This is a genomic window from Klebsiella sp. 141198 (genome assembly GCF_050600785.1).
Taxonomy (GTDB): Bacteria; Pseudomonadota; Gammaproteobacteria; order Enterobacterales; family Enterobacteriaceae; genus Klebsiella; species Klebsiella aerogenes.
Window position 1 is genome coordinate 112,752 of record NZ_JAQIRM010000006.1, and the last position, 15,416, is coordinate 128,167.

Genomic DNA, 15,416 nt, shown 5'->3' on the forward strand with positions numbered 1-15,416 from the left:
ACCACCATTATGCTTCACCTAAATAGGCGCGGATCACGTCCGGGTTATTACGAATCTCTTCCGGCGTCCCGTTGGCCAGCGGCGTCCCCTGGTTCACGACGTAGATGCGATCGGAAATGCCCATCACCAGCTTCATATCATGTTCGATAAGCAGGATGGTGGTGTTGTGATGGCTACGCAACTCGGCGATAAGCTCATCCAGCTCTTTGGTCTCTTTCGGGTTAAGCCCCGCCGCCGGTTCGTCGAGCATCAGGATCTCCGGCTGCGTCACCATACAGCGGGCAATCTCCAGCCGGCGCTGGTCGCCGTAAGCCAGATTGCTGGCCTGACGGTTAGCGTGCTCCAGCAGGCCGATACGCTCAAGCCAGGTGGCGGCCCGATCCAGCGCTTCGCTCTGCGCGCGACGGAAGGCCGGCGTTTTCAGCAGGCCGGAGAAAACGCCGGTTTTCAGCTGTTGATGCTGCGCCACCAGTAGATTTTCAATTACCGTCATTTCGCGGAACAGACGCACGTGCTGGAAGGTTCGCACCACCCCCATCCGCGCAATCTGCTGGCCCGGCAGCCCTTCCAGGTGCTGGTCGCGCAGCATAATAGTGCCGCCGGTAGGTTTATAGAAACCGGTCAGGCAGTTAAAAACGGTGGTTTTTCCCGCGCCGTTTGGGCCAATTAAGGAAACGATTTCCTGCGGACGTAGCTCAAGGGAGACGTTATTGACCGCCAGCAGGCCGCCAAAACGCATCATCAGGCCGTTCACGGATAATATTGGCTGACTCATGCCTGCTCTCCTTTCGCCTGACCGTTTTTCAGCTTCAGCTGCGGGCGCGTCATCGGCAGCAGCCCCTGCGGACGCCAGATCATCATCAGCACCATCAACCCACCGAGCATTAACATGCTGTATTCGTTGAAATCACGCATCAGCTCGCGCGATACCACCAGCAGAATAGCCGCCAGGATCACTGCAAACTGTGAGCCCATCCCACCCAGCACGACGATCGCCAGTACAAAGGCCGACTCGGCGAAGGTAAAGGATTCGGGGCTCACGAAGCCCTGGCGCGCGGCGAACAGCGTGCCGGCGAAGCCGGCAAACGCGGCGCTGATAGTAAAGGCGGTCAGCTTGATGCGCGTCGGGCTCAGGCCCAGCGAACGGCAGGCGATTTCATCTTCACGCAGCGCTTCCCACGCCCGCCCGAGCGGCATCCGCAGCAGACGGTTAATAACGAACAGGCTGAGCACCACCAGCAACAACGCCACCAGGTAGAGGAAAATCACCCGGTCGCTGGGATCGTACTTCAGGCCAAAGAAGTTGCTGAAGGTATCCCAGCCGCCTTCGCGGGCGGTACGGCTAAATTCAAGACCAAAGAAGGTCGGTTTCGGGATCTGGCTGATACCGTTCGGCCCGCCGGTGATCTCGGTATTGTTGAGCAGCAGAATGCGCACGATCTCGCCAAAGCCTAAGGTCACAATCGCCAGGTAGTCGCCGCGCAGACGCAGCACCGGGAAGCCCAGCAGGAAGCCGGCCGCCGCGGAGACCAGGCCGGCCAGCGGCAGGCAGGTCCAGAAGCCGAGACCGTAATAGTGATTAAGCAGCGCAAAGGTATAGGCGCCGATGGCGTAAAACCCGCCGTAGCCCAATACCAGCAGGCCGGAAAGCCCAACCACCACGTTCAGTCCGAGACCAAGGATGATATAAATCATCGTCAAGGTGGCGATATCCACCGTACCGCGCGACACCATAAACGGCCAGGCCACGGCAATCACCAGCAGGGCTATCAGAAACAGCTTCTGCTTGACCGTCGACCCGTCAATCGCCGGCATAATAAATTTCGGCCCGGAGACGTTCTTAACCGCTTTCTGGAACAGCGGGCGCAGCAGCTGAAAGAAAAAGACCACCGCTGTGCCGATGAAGATCCACTGCCAACGAATATCGGCGGCGGTATCGACCACCAGTTTGGTGCCATTCAGTTCCAGCTGCACGCCCATAAAGACGCCCGCCAGAACAAAGAACATCGCGGCGGAAAGCAGCGCCATCGCAATTTGCATCGGTTTCATACTTTTTCTACCTCCGGGCGGCCCAGAATGCCGGTCGGCATCACTAACAGCACCAGAATCAGCAGCGCGAAGGAGACGACGTCCTTATATTCGGTGCTGAGATAGGCAGAAGAGAGCGCCTCGGCGATACCCAGAATCAGGCCACCGATCATCGCGCCAGGGATACTGCCGATACCGCCGAGCACGGCGGCGGTAAAGGCCTTCATCCCGGCCATAAAGCCGATGTAGGGGTTAATAACGCCGTAGAACTGCCCCAGCAGAACGCCAGCGACTGCCGCCATCGCCGCGCCAATGACGAAGGTCAGCGCAATAACGCGGTCGGTATTGATGCCCAGCAGGCTCGCCATTTTCAGATCTTCCGCACAGGCGCGACAGGCGCGGCCCATTCGCGAATAGCGAATAAACAACGTCAGCGCCAACATGGCGATAAAGGTAACGACCCAGATGACCAGCTGCATGGTGGTGATAGTGGCGGAGAAATTATCGCTGTGGCCGACAATCCACTGGCCGTTAAAGAGACTCGGCAGCGCGACATCGCGCGAGCCTTCGGTCAAGCTGACGAAATTCTGCAGGAATATCGACATCCCGATGGCGGAAATAAGCGCAATCAGGCGCTTGGAGCTGCGTACAGGCCGATAGGCTACACGCTCGATACTCCAACCGTAGGCGCTGGCAATAATGATAGCGCCGATAAAGCCTGCGGCGACCAGCAGCCAGCCGGTATCGATCCCCAGCATCATTAGGGCGGCGATAATCATGAACGAGACGTAGCTGCCGATCATGTAGACCTCGCCGTGGGCGAAGTTAATCATGCCGATAATGCCGTAAACCATCGTATAGCCGATGGCGATCAGCGCATAGGTACTGCCCAGCGTGACGCCGTTAAACATTTGCTGCAGAAAATAGAGAAACTGCTCGGACATAAGGTAACCTTTTTCATGCCGCCCGCGCGGTGCGGGCGGTGGGATAACGCGTCTTACTTAGCGACGGTGGATGAACCATCCGCGTGCCACTGGAAGACACCAAATTCAAATCCCTTCAGATCGCCTTTTTCATCCCAATTCAGCGGCCCAATCACGGTCTTCGCGCCGTGAGCTTTCAAATCTTTAATTAAATCCAGCGGCTGCTGGCTGCCGGTTCTGTCCATCGCTTGCGCCAGCGACTGAACGGCGGCATAGGTGATCCAGACGTACGGGCCGCTCGGATCTTTTTTATCCGCTTTCAGCGCATCAACAATAGCGCTGTTGGCCGGATCCTGGTCATAGCGTTTTGGCATCGTCACCAGCATACCTTCCGCCGCCGCGCCGGCGATGTTGGACAGCGAGGCGTTACCGACGCCTTCCGGCCCCATAAACTGCGTTTTCAGGCCGACGGAGCGCGCCTGGCGCAGCATCTGCCCCATTTCCGGGTAGTAGCCGCCGTAGTAGACAAAGTCGATATTCTCTTTCTTCAGGCGCGCCAGCAGCGCGGAGAAGTCTTTCTCGCCGGCGGTGATGCCATCAAAGAAGACGATATTGGCGCCAGCTTTCTTCAGGTTGTCCTGCACGGAACGCGCCAGCCCTTCGCCGTACTGCTGCTTGTCATGAATAATCGCAATACGCTGCGGCTTCACGTGTTCGAGGATATATTTCGCGGCGGTCGGCCCCTGGGAAGAGTCAAGACCTGCGGTACGCATGATGTACTGGTAGCCACGCTGGGTCAGTTCCGGATTGGTCGCACCAGGGGAGATCATCAGGATGCCTTCATCTTCATAGATATCCGAAGCCGGCTGGGTGGAGGAGGAACAGAGGTGGCCAATAACGTACTGAATGCCGTCATTGACGATTTTGTTAGCGACCGCGACCGCTTGTTTCGGATCGCAGGCGTCGTCATATTCGACGCCAATCAGTTTGTCGCCTTTAATGCCGCCGCTGGCGTTAATGTCTTTAATCGCCTGGCGCGCGCCGTTGAATTCCATATCGCCCCACTGGGCAACCGGGCCAGACATCGCGCCGACGACGGCGACTTTAATATCCTTTGCCATCGCCGCGTGGGAAATCGCTAATGCAACGACTCCCGCGACGATCGTTTTCGCGTTCCTTTTCATGCTTCAGAACCCCGTTCGTGATGTGATGTAAATGTTTTGTATTTTTATGGTTAAAAAGCATTCTGTGCTTTTATTAAACAACGCCATTTTTACCATGAAGTTTAATGGTTTAGCGCGGTTTTTTACCTGAATTTTGATTAAAATCTCTATTTTTCAGGTGATTAAGAAAAGATAATATTCTGGTTTTAGGCGAAGATAAACAAAAAAAAGTCCAGTTCACAGCATAAAATAACGGCATATAAGGCGGAATAAAACGCTACATATCAGGTTAAAATTCTGCTTATTTTTCGATCCATGATGTATTGCGCTACCCCCGTGCAACCAGGAAAACGAATCCCCTGATGAATGAGTGCAAAACAGCGCCCCGCCAAACATGAAATTTGAGTACACTGTCGCATCTGTTTTGACTGGAACTGCCGCGTATGAAGCTCACTATTATCCGTTTACAGCACTTCAGCGATCAGGATCGCATTGATTTAGGCAAAATCTGGCCGTCGCAGGATCCTGCGGCGCTGATGCTGGACGATAACCATCGTATTTACGTCGCCCGCTTTAACGAACGTCTGCTCGGCGCCGTACGCGTTACCCTGCGCGGCGTCGAAGGCGAGCTCAGCGACCTGTGCGTGCGTGAAGTCACCCGCCGCCGCGGCGTGGGGCAATATTTAGTGGAAGAGGCGTTAAGCGATAACCCGAATATCAATAGCTGGCGCGTTGCCGATAGCGGGGTGGAAGACCGCGGCGTGATGGCGGCATTTATGCAGGCGCTCGGTTTCAGCGCCCAGCAGAATGGTTGGGAGAAGCATTAAGCCGTAGCCCCAATAAACGCAGCGTGACCAGGGAAGAACCCGGCGGCGCTTCGCGTAGCCGGGCTACCTGGAAATTGTAGCCCCGGTAAGCGCAGCGCAACCGGGTTTAAGGGCCGCAGACAACGCATCTGCGGCGTGAAAGGCGCAGGTTAAATTATTTGGCGTCGGTCGCTGTACCGTTAGCATGCCAGGTAAACACGCCGAACTCGAATCCTTTCAGGTCGCCTTTCTCATCCCACGACAGCGGCCCCATGACGGTATCCACCTTCGCCCCTTTCAGGTATTTCGCGATTTCCGCCGGATCTTCAGACTGATTTAACCCCGCCTGCAGCGACTGCAGCGCCGCATAGGTGGTCCACACGAAGGCGCCGCTCGGATCCTGCTTCTTCGCTTTGATGGCATCCACAATCGGTTTGTTCGCCGGAACCTGATCGTAGTTCTTCGGTTTGGTGACCAGCAGGCCTTCTGCCGACTCGCCGGCGATGTTTGACAGGGAAACGTTAGCCACGCCTTCCGGGCCCATAAACTGGGTTTTCAGGCCGGCTGCGCGCGCCTGGCGCAGGATCTGTCCCATTTCCGGGTGATAACCGCCGTAGTAGACGAAGTCGATATTTTCTTTCTTCAGACGCGCCACCAGGGTAGAGAAATCTTTCTCACCGGCGGTGATACCGTCAAAGAACACCACGTTGGCGCCGCCTTTCTTCAGGTTTTCCTGGACTGAGCGCGCCAGCCCTTCGCCATATTGCTGTTTGTCATGAACAACAGCGATGCGCTGCGGCTTCACCGTGCCGAGAATATATTTCGCCGCCGTCGGGCCCTGATCGGAGTCGAGACCGGTGGTGCGCAGAATCAGCTTATAGCCGCGCGCCGTCAGCTCCGGTGCGGTTGCCGCCGGGGTAATCATCAGGATGCCTTCGTCTTCATAGATGTCAGATGCCGGCTGGGTGGATGATGAACACAGGTGACCGATAACGTATTTAATGCCGTCATTCACCACTTTGTTCGCAACAGCTACCGCTTGTTTCGGGTCGCAGGCATCGTCATATTTTACGATCTGCAATTTATTGCCTTTGATGCCGCCCTTAGCGTTGATATCGGCTACCGCCTGCTCCGCACCGGTAAATTCCTGGTCGCCATACTGGGCAACCGGGCCGGACATCGCTCCCACGACGGCAATTTTAATATCTTCCGCCAGCGCGGAACCGCTCATAATTAAAGCAATACATCCTGCCAGTAACGCTTTACCCTTCATATTCATCCTGAGGCTCCCCATTATTATGGTTTTTGCATTTGTTGTGATGTTGTTTGTTAGCGCATTATTCTGATTATTAGTCCATACCAAGAATAGTATGGCTGTATTTGGGTCTGCCGCCTGCGCTTTTGCAGCACACTATGCCAAAACATACCCCATTTTTCAGAATTTGAAACAACAATTTGCAGGAGATGTAAAAGTTATGTGACTGAAGCTAAACGTCGCGGCAATTCGCGCCGGGAGAGAAAACGGGTGTGACGGGGATATAAAACAAAAAGCCCCCGCTGAAACAGCAGAGGCTCAATTTACTACGGCGTTAAAAGACGAAGATTAGGCTTCGATAGCGGCGCGTAGTTTTTTCATCGCGTTCTTTTCCAGCTGACGAACACGTTCAGCCGAGACGCCATAACGATCCGCCAGCTCCTGCAGCGTGGACTTGTTGTCCTCGTCCAGCCAGCGAGCGCGGATGATGTCCTGGCTACGCTCGTCCAGGCCTTGCATCGCGTCAGTCAGTTTATTAGCAGCCTGCTCTTCCCAGTTATCGTCTTCGATGCCGTCGGCAAAGTTAGACGTTTTGTCCTGCAGATAGAGCACCGGCGCCATCGGCTGGCTATCGGATTCGTCATCGGACGACATATCAAAGGTCATGTCCTGCGCTGCCATACGTGATTCCATCTCACGCACGTCTTTGCTCGACACACCCAGCTCGCGGGCAACCATTTCCACTTCGTCCTGGTTAAACCAGCCCAGACGCTGCTTGGTTTTACGCAGGTTGAAGAACAGCTTACGCTGCGCTTTGGTGGTTGCGACTTTAACGATACGCCAGTTACGCAGCACGTATTCGTGGATTTCCGCTTTAATCCAGTGCACGGCGAAGGAAACCAGTCGCACACCCACTTCCGGGTTGAAACGACGTACGGCTTTCATCAGACCGATGTTACCTTCCTGAATCAGGTCCGCCTGCGGCAGGCCATAGCCCGAGTAGTTACGAGCAATATGAACAACAAAGCGCAGGTGAGACAGAATCAGCTTTTTCGCTGCTTCCAGATCGCCCTGGTAATGCAGCTTTTCAGCAAGCTCCCGCTCTTCATCAGCCGATAACATCGGCCAAGTGTTAGCAGCCCGGATGTACGATTCCAGGTTACCAACGGGGGCTAAAGCTAAAGTTTGCATTTCTTTGGTCATTCAAATCCTCTCAATCGATAGTGTCTGACATGATCTTGTCCCCATCAGGCAACAAACATGCCAGCATTTATGAGCAACGAGAATATCACCCACAGTAGTATCAGACAGTGATTTTATCCACAAGTTCCATGCAACGTTGTGAGTAAATTACGCACAAAATGTGACATGGAGATGAAAGATTAGGGAAGAGGCGAACAGGGACTCTTTCCCTGCAGAGAGATATTCAGTGCAGGGAAAGATTATACCAGAAAATTTTTAGTCGGGGGTAAAGTGACGTAAATGTTGCACCGTCGCCAGCCAGGCCGCGACCCAGCCAATCATCGAGCAGACGATTAGCATCAGCAGGCATTCATCGAAGCCTAAGCCGCTGAGTTCAAATTTAGTACCAAACACTTTCGCCACTTCGGTCACCGCCGAGGAGAGGCGCATCACCAGAATCTCCGACAGAATCAGCGACAAAAACGCCCCGGCGAAGCCCAGCAGCGCGCCGCCATAGAGGAACGGACGCAGGATGAAACCGTCGGTAGCACCGATCAGCTTCTGGACGTTAATGGTATCGCGACGGGCGAAGATGCTCAGGCGCACGCTGTTGCCAATCACCAGGAACACCGCGGCGATCATCAGCACGCCGATCATCGCCGACACCCGGCCGACCAGCCCGGTCAGCGACGCCAGGCGCGCAAACCAGCTATCGTCCATGCGCACTTCGTCTACCCCCTGAATACGGGAGACGCGATCGCGCAGGGTGTTAAGCGAATCGGTATTCTGGAAATCGAGCTTCGGCACCACAATCGCTACCGCCGGCAACGGGTTCTCTTCCAGCATATCCAGCGCGCCGCCAAACCCGGACCAGTTGCGGAACTCGCCCAGCGCCTCATCGCGCGACAGGTAATTTACTTTCTCAACGCCCTGCTCCGCCTGCAGTTGGCCAACCACCCGCGCCGCCGCATCGTCATCCAGCGTTTTTTCCAGATAGACGGTGATCTGCGGCGACGGATAATACTGCGACGCCGCGCTGTTGACGTTTTTGTAGACCATATAGCAGACGCTCGGCAGCGTCAGCGAAATAGCGATCACCATAATGGTGAGAAAGGTCGCCAGCGGCGTGCTTTTTAAATCCTGTAACGCGCCATGCCAGGCGTAGCGCACCTGCTCGTTAAAGACGTTACTCTTCCGCGATGCCGGGTTCGGCGCCGCTTTTGGCCGTTTTGGCGCATTGCGCCCGCCGTTGCCGCCGCCGGTGGCGTTACGGAGACGATCGAACTTGCTGCCGAACTGGCGAATCTGGTTCACTGCGTCGCGCTTATTCACCCCGATGGCCTCCATGCATATGACCGTCGCTTAGCGTCAGGACACGGTACGGACGGCTGGAAATAAGCCCCAGGTCGTGCGTCGCCATCAGTACCGTCACCCCTACGCGGTTAAACTCTTCAAACAGACGTAAAATCCCTTCCGAGAGCGCCTCATCGAGGTTACCGGTCGGTTCATCCGCCAGCAGCACCGCCGGCTTGTTGACCACCGCGCGGGCAATGCCCACACGCTGTTGCTCACCGCCGGAGAGTTGGATGGGGAAATTTTTCGCTTTGTCCAGCAGCCCGACTTTATCCAGCGCTGCGGATACGCGGCGGCGAATATCATCGCCGCTGGCGCCGGCGATAATCAGCGGGATCGCCACATTATCGAACACGGTGCGATCCATCAGCAGGTGGTGGTCCTGGAAAATCATGCCGATTTGGCGGCGCAGGAACGGCACCTCGCGGCTCTTCAGGCGGCTGATATCATGGCCGCTGAACAGAATTTTCCCGGCGCTCGGCCGTTCGATACCACAGATAAGCTTCAGCAGGGTACTTTTCCCCGCGCCGGAATGGCCGGTCAGGAACGCCATCTCGCCCTGCTGCAGGTGGAACGTCACCCCCTGCAGCGCTTGTCTCCCACCGAGATAGGCTTTGCTGACTTGTTCAAAGCGAATCATTCTTAATCCTCTCGGGCAAAAAGTGCCTCAATAAAGTCGCCCGCATTAAACGGACGCAGATCTTCAATACGTTCGCCGACGCCAATATAGCGAATCGGAATACTGAACTGGTCAGCCACTGAGAAGATAACCCCGCCCTTCGCGGTTCCGTCAAGCTTAGTCAACGTAATGCCGGTCAGCCCCACGGCTTCGTGGAACAGTTTGGCCTGGCTAATCGCGTTCTGCCCGGTGCTGGCGTCGATGGTTAGCATGACTTCATGCGGCGCGTCGACATCCAGTTTCTTCATTACGCGGACAATCTTCTTCAGTTCTTCCATCAGATGCGATTTATTCTGCAGACGCCCCGCGGTATCGGCAATCAGCACATCAATATTGCGCGCTTTCGCCGCCTGAATGGCGTCAAAAATAACCGAGGCTGAATCAGCGCCGGTATGCTGGGCAATCACCGGGATCTCGTTACGCTGGCCCCAGACCTGCAGCTGTTCCACCGCCGCCGCACGGAAAGTATCCCCCGCCGCCAGCATCACGGATTTACCCTGCTGCTCAAACTGACGCGCCAGCTTACCGATGGTGGTGGTTTTACCCACGCCGTTAACGCCGACCATCAGAATAACAAATGGAGTTTTCCCTTCAACATTCAGCGGTTCCTCAACTTTCGTCAGGATCTCGCTCATCTCTTCTTTCAGCAGACCGTATAACGCTTCGGCATCACGCAGCTGCTTACGGCTGGCCCCCTCGGTAAGATTGGTAATAATCTTACGCGTGGTTTCCACCCCAACGTCGGCAATCAGCAGCTGTTCTTCCAGCTCTTCAAACAGATCGTCGTCGATTTTTTTGCCGCGGAACAGGCTGATAAATCCGGAACCCAGATTCTGTTTGGTTTTCACCAGGCTGCGTTTTAAGCGGGCGAAGAAACCTTCTTTGGTCGGTTTTTCCTGCTCCTGCGGCGCCGCTTCCTGAGTTTCCGCTTCTTCTTCTGGCGTCTCTTCTACGCCTTGCGCCGCCAGAGCTTGTGCTTCGAGCTCTTCATCGCTTAATTCGGCTTCGGGCTCTTGCGGGAGGAGCTCATCTTCGATGACCTCAGGCTCCGCGACGATAACCTCTTCCGGCGTCTGTTCAGCGACCGCTTCGGCGATAACCGGCTCGGCTATCACCTCTTCAACCAGCGGTTCAGCGACTTTTTCTTCTACCGCAGGAACAACCGGCGCTTCTTCAACAACGATTTCCGACGCCGCGGTCTCTTCCGCCACCGGATGCGGCAGTTCGCTTTCAACAACCTGTTCGGTGACTTCTACGACCTCAGCGGCAAAGGCCTCCGGATCTTCTTTTACCGTTTCCGCCGCGGGTACGGCTTCCGCAGGCGTTTCCGCCGCCGGAGCCTGTTCCGCAACCTCTTGTTGTTCTTCTACTTTTTGTTCTGTTTCGCTTTCCTGAGCCTGTTCTTTTTGCCCAAAGCCCAGCCAGGAAAAGAAGCCACGTTTTTTCTCTTTTGCCATTTGCGACCACACTCCTCGCTGTTTATTCATGGCGCAGCTTCGACACAACCGCTTCAGAAGCTGAAAAAATGATGAAATTAGTTGGATAGTCTATCACTTAACTTAACTCGCATCACCGCCCCCGGATTAAGGTTTCGTCAATGGTCTTCGATCGTTAGAATAGCAGGCTGGAAGTTGAGACTTGAGCAAAGAGATGAAGAAACCAAATCACGCAGGCAGCGGCCAGATCCGCATTATCGGCGGACAGTGGCGGGGCCGTAAATTACCGGTGCCGGAGAGCCCGGGTCTGCGCCCGACCACCGACCGGGTTCGGGAAACGCTATTTAACTGGCTGGCGCCGTCGATGGTCGACGCCCACTGCCTTGACTGCTTCGCCGGCAGCGGCGCGCTGGGGCTGGAAGCGCTGTCACGCTATGCCGCCAGCACCACGCTACTGGAGATGGAGCGCGGCGTCGCGCAGCAGCTACAAAAAAATCTCGCGACGCTGAAAGCCAACAACGGCAAGGTGGTCAACACCAACACGCTGGCGTTTCTCAGCCAGCCGGGTACGCCGCACCATATTGTCTTCGTCGATCCTCCCTTCCGCAAAGGGCTGCTGGAAGAAACGCTCAGCCTGCTGGAAAAAAACCACTGGCTCGCTGATGAAGCGCTGATTTATGTCGAGAGCGAAGTAGAAAACGGACTACCGCCGGTTCCGGCAAACTGGCAGCTGTATCGCGAAAAAGTCGCCGGACAGGTCGCCTACCGCCTGTATCAACGCGAGGCACAAGGAGAAAACCATGCTGATTAATTTAGGCCGCCTGCTGATGCTATGCGTTTGGGCGTTTTTGCTGTTGAACCTGTTTCAACCTTTCCCAAAACCGCTGAATATCTTCGTTAACGTGGCGCTGATTTTTATGATTCTGATGCATGGCCTGCAGCTGACGCTGTTGAAAGCGACGCAAGCGAAAGATGCGCCGCCGCTGAGCCGTTTTGAGCAGATTCGTATTTTCATCTTCGGCGTATTTGAACTGGTGGCCTGGCAGAAAAAGCTGAAGGCCACGCTGAAGAAGAAGTAACGGTTAATCGAGGGCTCAGTTATCGGCAACAAAGTCGACGAATTTTGAGCCCTTATAGCTCAGCATTCCCCGGTCGCCGACGCTCAGCGCGTGATATTGCGGGGCATCAAGGCGGAACACCACTTCCAGGCCGCCATTTTCCGGGCGGAAGCTCGCTTCATAACGCATCTCGCTGCCGGCTGGCGTCACCGTCTGCTGGCGCGAGCGGCGATCGTTAATCACCTTTTCCCGCTTATTGCTGACCACCACCCGCTTCTGCAGCAGCGGCGCGGCGTCGTTATCCATTTTCTCCCGGCGCTGCTGCACGTAGCGAAACGAGGCCGCCACCACAATCACCGCGACCACCAGCACAAAAAATAGCGGAACTTTACTCATTTGCGTACCCATAAGAATTATCAGGAATAAGGATAACGCGCATTGAATAACGTTGTCATCTTCTGGCCCAAACCACTACACTGAGATCCGGTACCGTAAGCGTAATCGCTTATTTAATGATAACAGATACAGGGACTTACTATGCTTTGGTCGTTTATTGCTGTCTGTTTCTCCGCATGGCTTTACGTCGATGCGTCCTATCGTGGGCCGGCCTGGCAGCGCTGGGTCTTTAAACCGGTCACCCTGCTTCTGTTGCTGCTGTTAGCCTGGCAGGCGCCGATGTTCAACGCCATTAGCTACCTGGTGCTGGCGGGCCTGTGCGCTTCGCTGCTCGGCGATGCGTTAACCCTGCTGCCGCGCCAGCGGGTGATGTACGCGGTTGGCGCATTCTTCCTCTCTCATCTGCTGTATACGATCTGGTTCGCCAGCCAGATGACGCTTTCGTTCTTCTGGCCGCTGCCGCTGGTACTGCTGGTGCTCGGCGCGCTGCTGCTGGCGATTATCTGGACCCGGCTGGAAGAGATGCGCATGCCGGTGCTGACCTTTATCGGTATGACTCTGGTGATGGTGTGGCTGGCGGGCGAACTGTGGTTCGTGCGGCCGACCGATACCGCGCTCTCCGGCTTCCTTGGCGCCGCTTCGCTGCTGTTGGGTAACGCCGTCTGGCTGATTAGCCACTATCGCCGTCGCTTCCGCGCCGATAACGCCATTTCCGCAGCCTTCTACTTTGCCGGGCACTTCCTGATCGTTCGCGCACTGTATCTGTAATTTACTGCTTGACTCTGGAGTCGACTCCAGAGTGTATCCTGCGGGTAATGAGAAAATTATCATTACCCGGAGGGTGCCATGTCGACACCAGAATCTCAGGACAAAAAAGTCCCCCAGTTCTCGTCATTCAAATTTACCCCGGCGACAGCGCCCGCGGAAAGCTGCTGTACCGATCATAACTGCGCCGGAGAAACCGCCTCCGCTGAGCAGCCGCTCAACGGCGCCCGCTATAGCTGGCAGGTGGAAGGGATGGACTGCGCGGCCTGCGCCCGTAAGGTGGAGACCGCCGTGCGCCAAATCGACGGCGTCAGCCAGGTACAGGTGCTATTCGCCACCGAGAAACTGCTGGTCAATGCCGACAGCGATATCCGTTCGCAGGTTGAAAACGCGGTACGCGCCGCGGGTTATACCCTGCGCGATGCTGACGCGCCGCAGGAAGAGAAACCGCAAGGTTCATGGCTGCAGGAAAACCTGGCGTTATTGAGTCTGGTAGTGATGATGGCGCTCAGCTGGGGGCTGGAGCAGTTTAACCACCCGTTCGGCAAACTGGCGTTTGTCGCCACGACCCTCGTCGGCCTGTGGCCGGTTGCCCGTCAGGCGCTGCGGTTAATTAAAAGCGGCAGCTGGTTTGCCATCGAAACGCTGATGAGCGTCGCCGCCATTGGCGCGCTGTTTATCGGGGCCACCGCCGAAGCGGCGATGGTGCTGCTGCTGTTCCTGATCGGCGAACGACTTGAAGGCTGGGCCGCCAGCCGCGCGCGTCAGGGCGTGAGCGCCCTGATGGCGCTCAAACCTGATACCGCCGTTCGCCTGCGCAACGGCGAGCGTGAGACCGTCTCCCAACGCGACCTACGTCCTGGCGACGTGATTGAGGTCGCCGCCGGCGGGCGTCTGCCGGCCGATGGCGAGCTGCTATCGCCGTTTGCCAGCTTTGACGAAAGCGCGCTGACCGGCGAATCGGTACCGGTGGAACGTAAAGCCGGCGAGCGCGTAGCCGCTGGCGCCACCAGCGTCGATCGCCTGGTGCAATTGAGCGTTATCTCCGAACCGGGAGATAGCGCCATTGACCGGATCCTCAAACTGATTGAAGAAGCCGAGGAGCGCCGGGCGCCGATTGAACGCTTCATCGATCGCTTCAGCCGGATCTACACCCCGGCCATTATGGTGGTCGCCCTGCTGGTTGCCATCGTACCGCCGCTGTTCTTCGCCAGCGCCTGGCTGCCGTGGATCTATAAAGGCTTAACGCTGCTGTTAATCGGCTGCCCTTGCGCATTGGTCATCTCCACCCCGGCGGCGATTACTTCCGGTCTGGCGATCGCCGCACGGCGCGGGGCGCTGATTAAAGGCGGTGCGGCGCTGGAACAATTGGGCCAGGTGCGCCAGGTGGCGTTCGATAAAACCGGTACTCTGACCATCGGCCAACCGCAGGTCACCCGCGTTATCGCCGCCGCCGACGTTGATGAAAACGGCCTGCTGGCGCTGGCGGCAGCGGTTGAACAAGGCTCCAGTCATCCGCTGGCGCAGGCTATCGTACGCGAAGCGCAGCAGCGTAAGCTGACTCTTCCCGCTGCGCGCAACCAGCGGGCGCTGGCCGGTTCCGGGATAGAAGCCGAGGTCAACGGCAGCCGCATCTTAATCTGCGCGGCCAGTAAGGCTGCACCTGCTGAACATGAGGCGCAGATCCAGCAACTGGAGAGCGCCGGACAGACGGTGGTGCTGGTGATGCGCGATGATACCTTGTTCGGCATTCTGGCGCTGCGCGATACCCTGCGCGACGATGCGCGTCAGGCGGTGGAAGAGCTGCATCAATTGGGCGTACAAGGGGTGATCCTCACCGGGGATAACCCGCGCGCTGCGGCGGCTATCGCCAATGAACTGGGTCTGCAGTTCCGCGCCGGATTGCTGCCGGCGGACAAAGTGAACGCGGTGATGGCGCTTAACGCCAACGCGCCGCTGGCAATGGTCGGCGACGGTATCAACGATGCCCCGGCGATGAAAGCGGCGACCATCGGTATTGCGATGGGCAGCGGCACCGATGTAGCGCTGGAGACCGCCGACGCGGCGCTGACTCATAATCGCCTCACCGGCCTGGCGCAGATGATTTCGCTCGCGCGCGCCACCCATGCCAATATTCGCCAGAATATCGCCATCGCTTTAGGGTTAAAGGGGATTTTCCTCGTCACGACCCTTCTCGGCCTGACCGGGTTGTGGCTGGCGGTGCTGGCGGATACCGGCGCGACGGTGCTGGTAACGGCTAACGCTCTGCGGTTATTGCGTAAAAAGTAATGTTGAAGCGATATTCCCTGCTTGCGCAGCACGGTTCCAGATCGTTGGGTAGCCCGGATAAGGCGCAACGCGCCGCTATCCGG

Annotated in this window: 15 protein-coding genes; 5 read left to right on the plus strand and 10 right to left on the minus strand. The window is 56.6% G+C overall.

The genetic code is table 11. The annotated features are described in order from the left end of the window. Positions 1-7: 7 nt before the first annotated feature. Genes livG through livK form a run of 4 tightly spaced genes read right to left on the minus strand, consistent with a single transcriptional unit; the run spans position 8 to position 4,135 of the window. Complete coding sequence (livG, locus tag PGR10_RS20045) at positions 8-775, minus strand: high-affinity branched-chain amino acid ABC transporter ATP-binding protein LivG (protein ID WP_015369325.1); 768 nt, start codon at positions 773-775, stop codon at positions 8-10. Next, the gene (gene livM / locus PGR10_RS20050) at positions 772-2,049 is read right to left on the minus strand and encodes a branched chain amino acid ABC transporter permease LivM (RefSeq protein WP_015369324.1); all 1,278 of its coding nucleotides are present in this window, start codon (positions 2,047-2,049) and stop codon (positions 772-774) included. Before livM ends, livG begins: the two co-directional genes overlap by 4 nt. Then, entirely contained in the window at positions 2,046-2,972 is a 927-nt protein-coding gene (gene livH / locus PGR10_RS20055; protein ID WP_015369323.1) for a high-affinity branched-chain amino acid ABC transporter permease LivH, read from the minus strand. Before livH ends, livM begins: the two co-directional genes overlap by 4 nt. 53 nt (positions 2,973-3,025) lie before the next feature. Then, on the minus strand, positions 3,026-4,135 hold the full coding sequence (gene livK, locus PGR10_RS20060) for a high-affinity branched-chain amino acid ABC transporter substrate-binding protein LivK (protein ID WP_087859044.1): 1,110 nt from the start codon (positions 4,133-4,135) through the stop codon (positions 3,026-3,028). A gap of 422 nt (positions 4,136-4,557) precedes the next feature. Between livK and panM the strand changes: the two genes are divergently transcribed. After that, a complete protein-coding gene (panM, locus tag PGR10_RS20065; protein ID WP_430923995.1) occupies positions 4,558-4,941 on the plus strand; it encodes an aspartate 1-decarboxylase autocleavage activator PanM in 384 nt (127 codons plus the stop codon). Between the two features lie 154 nt (positions 4,942-5,095). Here the strand turns inward: panM and livJ are convergent, their stop codons facing one another. The 5 genes from livJ to ftsY form a co-directional block, all read right to left on the minus strand. Further along, on the minus strand, positions 5,096-6,199 hold the full coding sequence (gene livJ, locus PGR10_RS20070) for a branched chain amino acid ABC transporter substrate-binding protein LivJ (protein ID WP_015369319.1): 1,104 nt from the start codon (positions 6,197-6,199) through the stop codon (positions 5,096-5,098). 324 nt (positions 6,200-6,523) lie between these two features. Beyond that, positions 6,524-7,378 (minus strand): RNA polymerase sigma factor RpoH, encoded by an 855-nt coding sequence (rpoH, locus tag PGR10_RS20075; protein ID WP_002920815.1) that lies wholly within the window; start codon positions 7,376-7,378, stop codon positions 6,524-6,526. A 255-nt stretch (positions 7,379-7,633) separates the two neighbouring features. Next, positions 7,634-8,689 carry a permease-like cell division protein FtsX gene (ftsX, locus tag PGR10_RS20080; RefSeq protein ID WP_015369318.1) on the minus strand — a complete coding sequence of 352 codons (1,056 nt, stop codon included), beginning with the start codon at positions 8,687-8,689 and terminating at the stop codon, positions 7,634-7,636. Further along, positions 8,682-9,350: a cell division ATP-binding protein FtsE gene (ftsE, locus tag PGR10_RS20085; RefSeq protein WP_015369317.1), complete on the minus strand. Its 669-nt coding sequence runs from the start codon at positions 9,348-9,350 to the stop codon at positions 8,682-8,684. Before ftsE ends, ftsX begins: the two co-directional genes overlap by 8 nt. Before the next feature lie 2 nt (positions 9,351-9,352). Next, a complete protein-coding gene (ftsY, locus tag PGR10_RS20090) occupies positions 9,353-10,846 on the minus strand; it encodes a signal recognition particle-docking protein FtsY (RefSeq protein ID WP_032715231.1) in 1,494 nt (497 codons plus the stop codon). A gap of 193 nt (positions 10,847-11,039) precedes the next feature. Between ftsY and rsmD the strand changes: the two genes are divergently transcribed. Together rsmD and PGR10_RS20100 are read left to right on the plus strand one after the other, a co-directional pair. After that, a complete protein-coding gene (rsmD, locus tag PGR10_RS20095) occupies positions 11,040-11,636 on the plus strand; it encodes a 16S rRNA (guanine(966)-N(2))-methyltransferase (RefSeq protein WP_032715233.1) in 597 nt (198 codons plus the stop codon). Then, entirely contained in the window at positions 11,626-11,904 is a 279-nt protein-coding gene (locus PGR10_RS20100; RefSeq protein ID WP_430923996.1) for a DUF1145 family protein, read from the plus strand. Before rsmD ends, PGR10_RS20100 begins: the two co-directional genes overlap by 11 nt. A gap of 15 nt (positions 11,905-11,919) precedes the next feature. Here the strand turns inward: PGR10_RS20100 and PGR10_RS20105 are convergent, their stop codons facing one another. Next, positions 11,920-12,279, minus strand: coding sequence for a DUF2500 domain-containing protein (locus PGR10_RS20105; RefSeq protein ID WP_020077761.1), 360 nt, complete (start codon positions 12,277-12,279; stop codon positions 11,920-11,922). Positions 12,280-12,420: 141 nt separating this feature from the next. Between PGR10_RS20105 and PGR10_RS20110 the strand changes: the two genes are divergently transcribed. Continuing rightward, positions 12,421-13,047, plus strand: a complete 627-nt coding sequence (locus tag PGR10_RS20110) for a lysoplasmalogenase (protein ID WP_015369312.1) — start codon at positions 12,421-12,423, stop codon at positions 13,045-13,047. Between the two features lie 78 nt (positions 13,048-13,125). Then, positions 13,126-15,333, plus strand: a complete 2,208-nt coding sequence (zntA, locus tag PGR10_RS20115) for a Zn(II)/Cd(II)/Pb(II) translocating P-type ATPase ZntA (protein WP_430923997.1) — start codon at positions 13,126-13,128, stop codon at positions 15,331-15,333. The last annotated feature ends 83 nt before the right edge of the window (positions 15,334-15,416 follow it).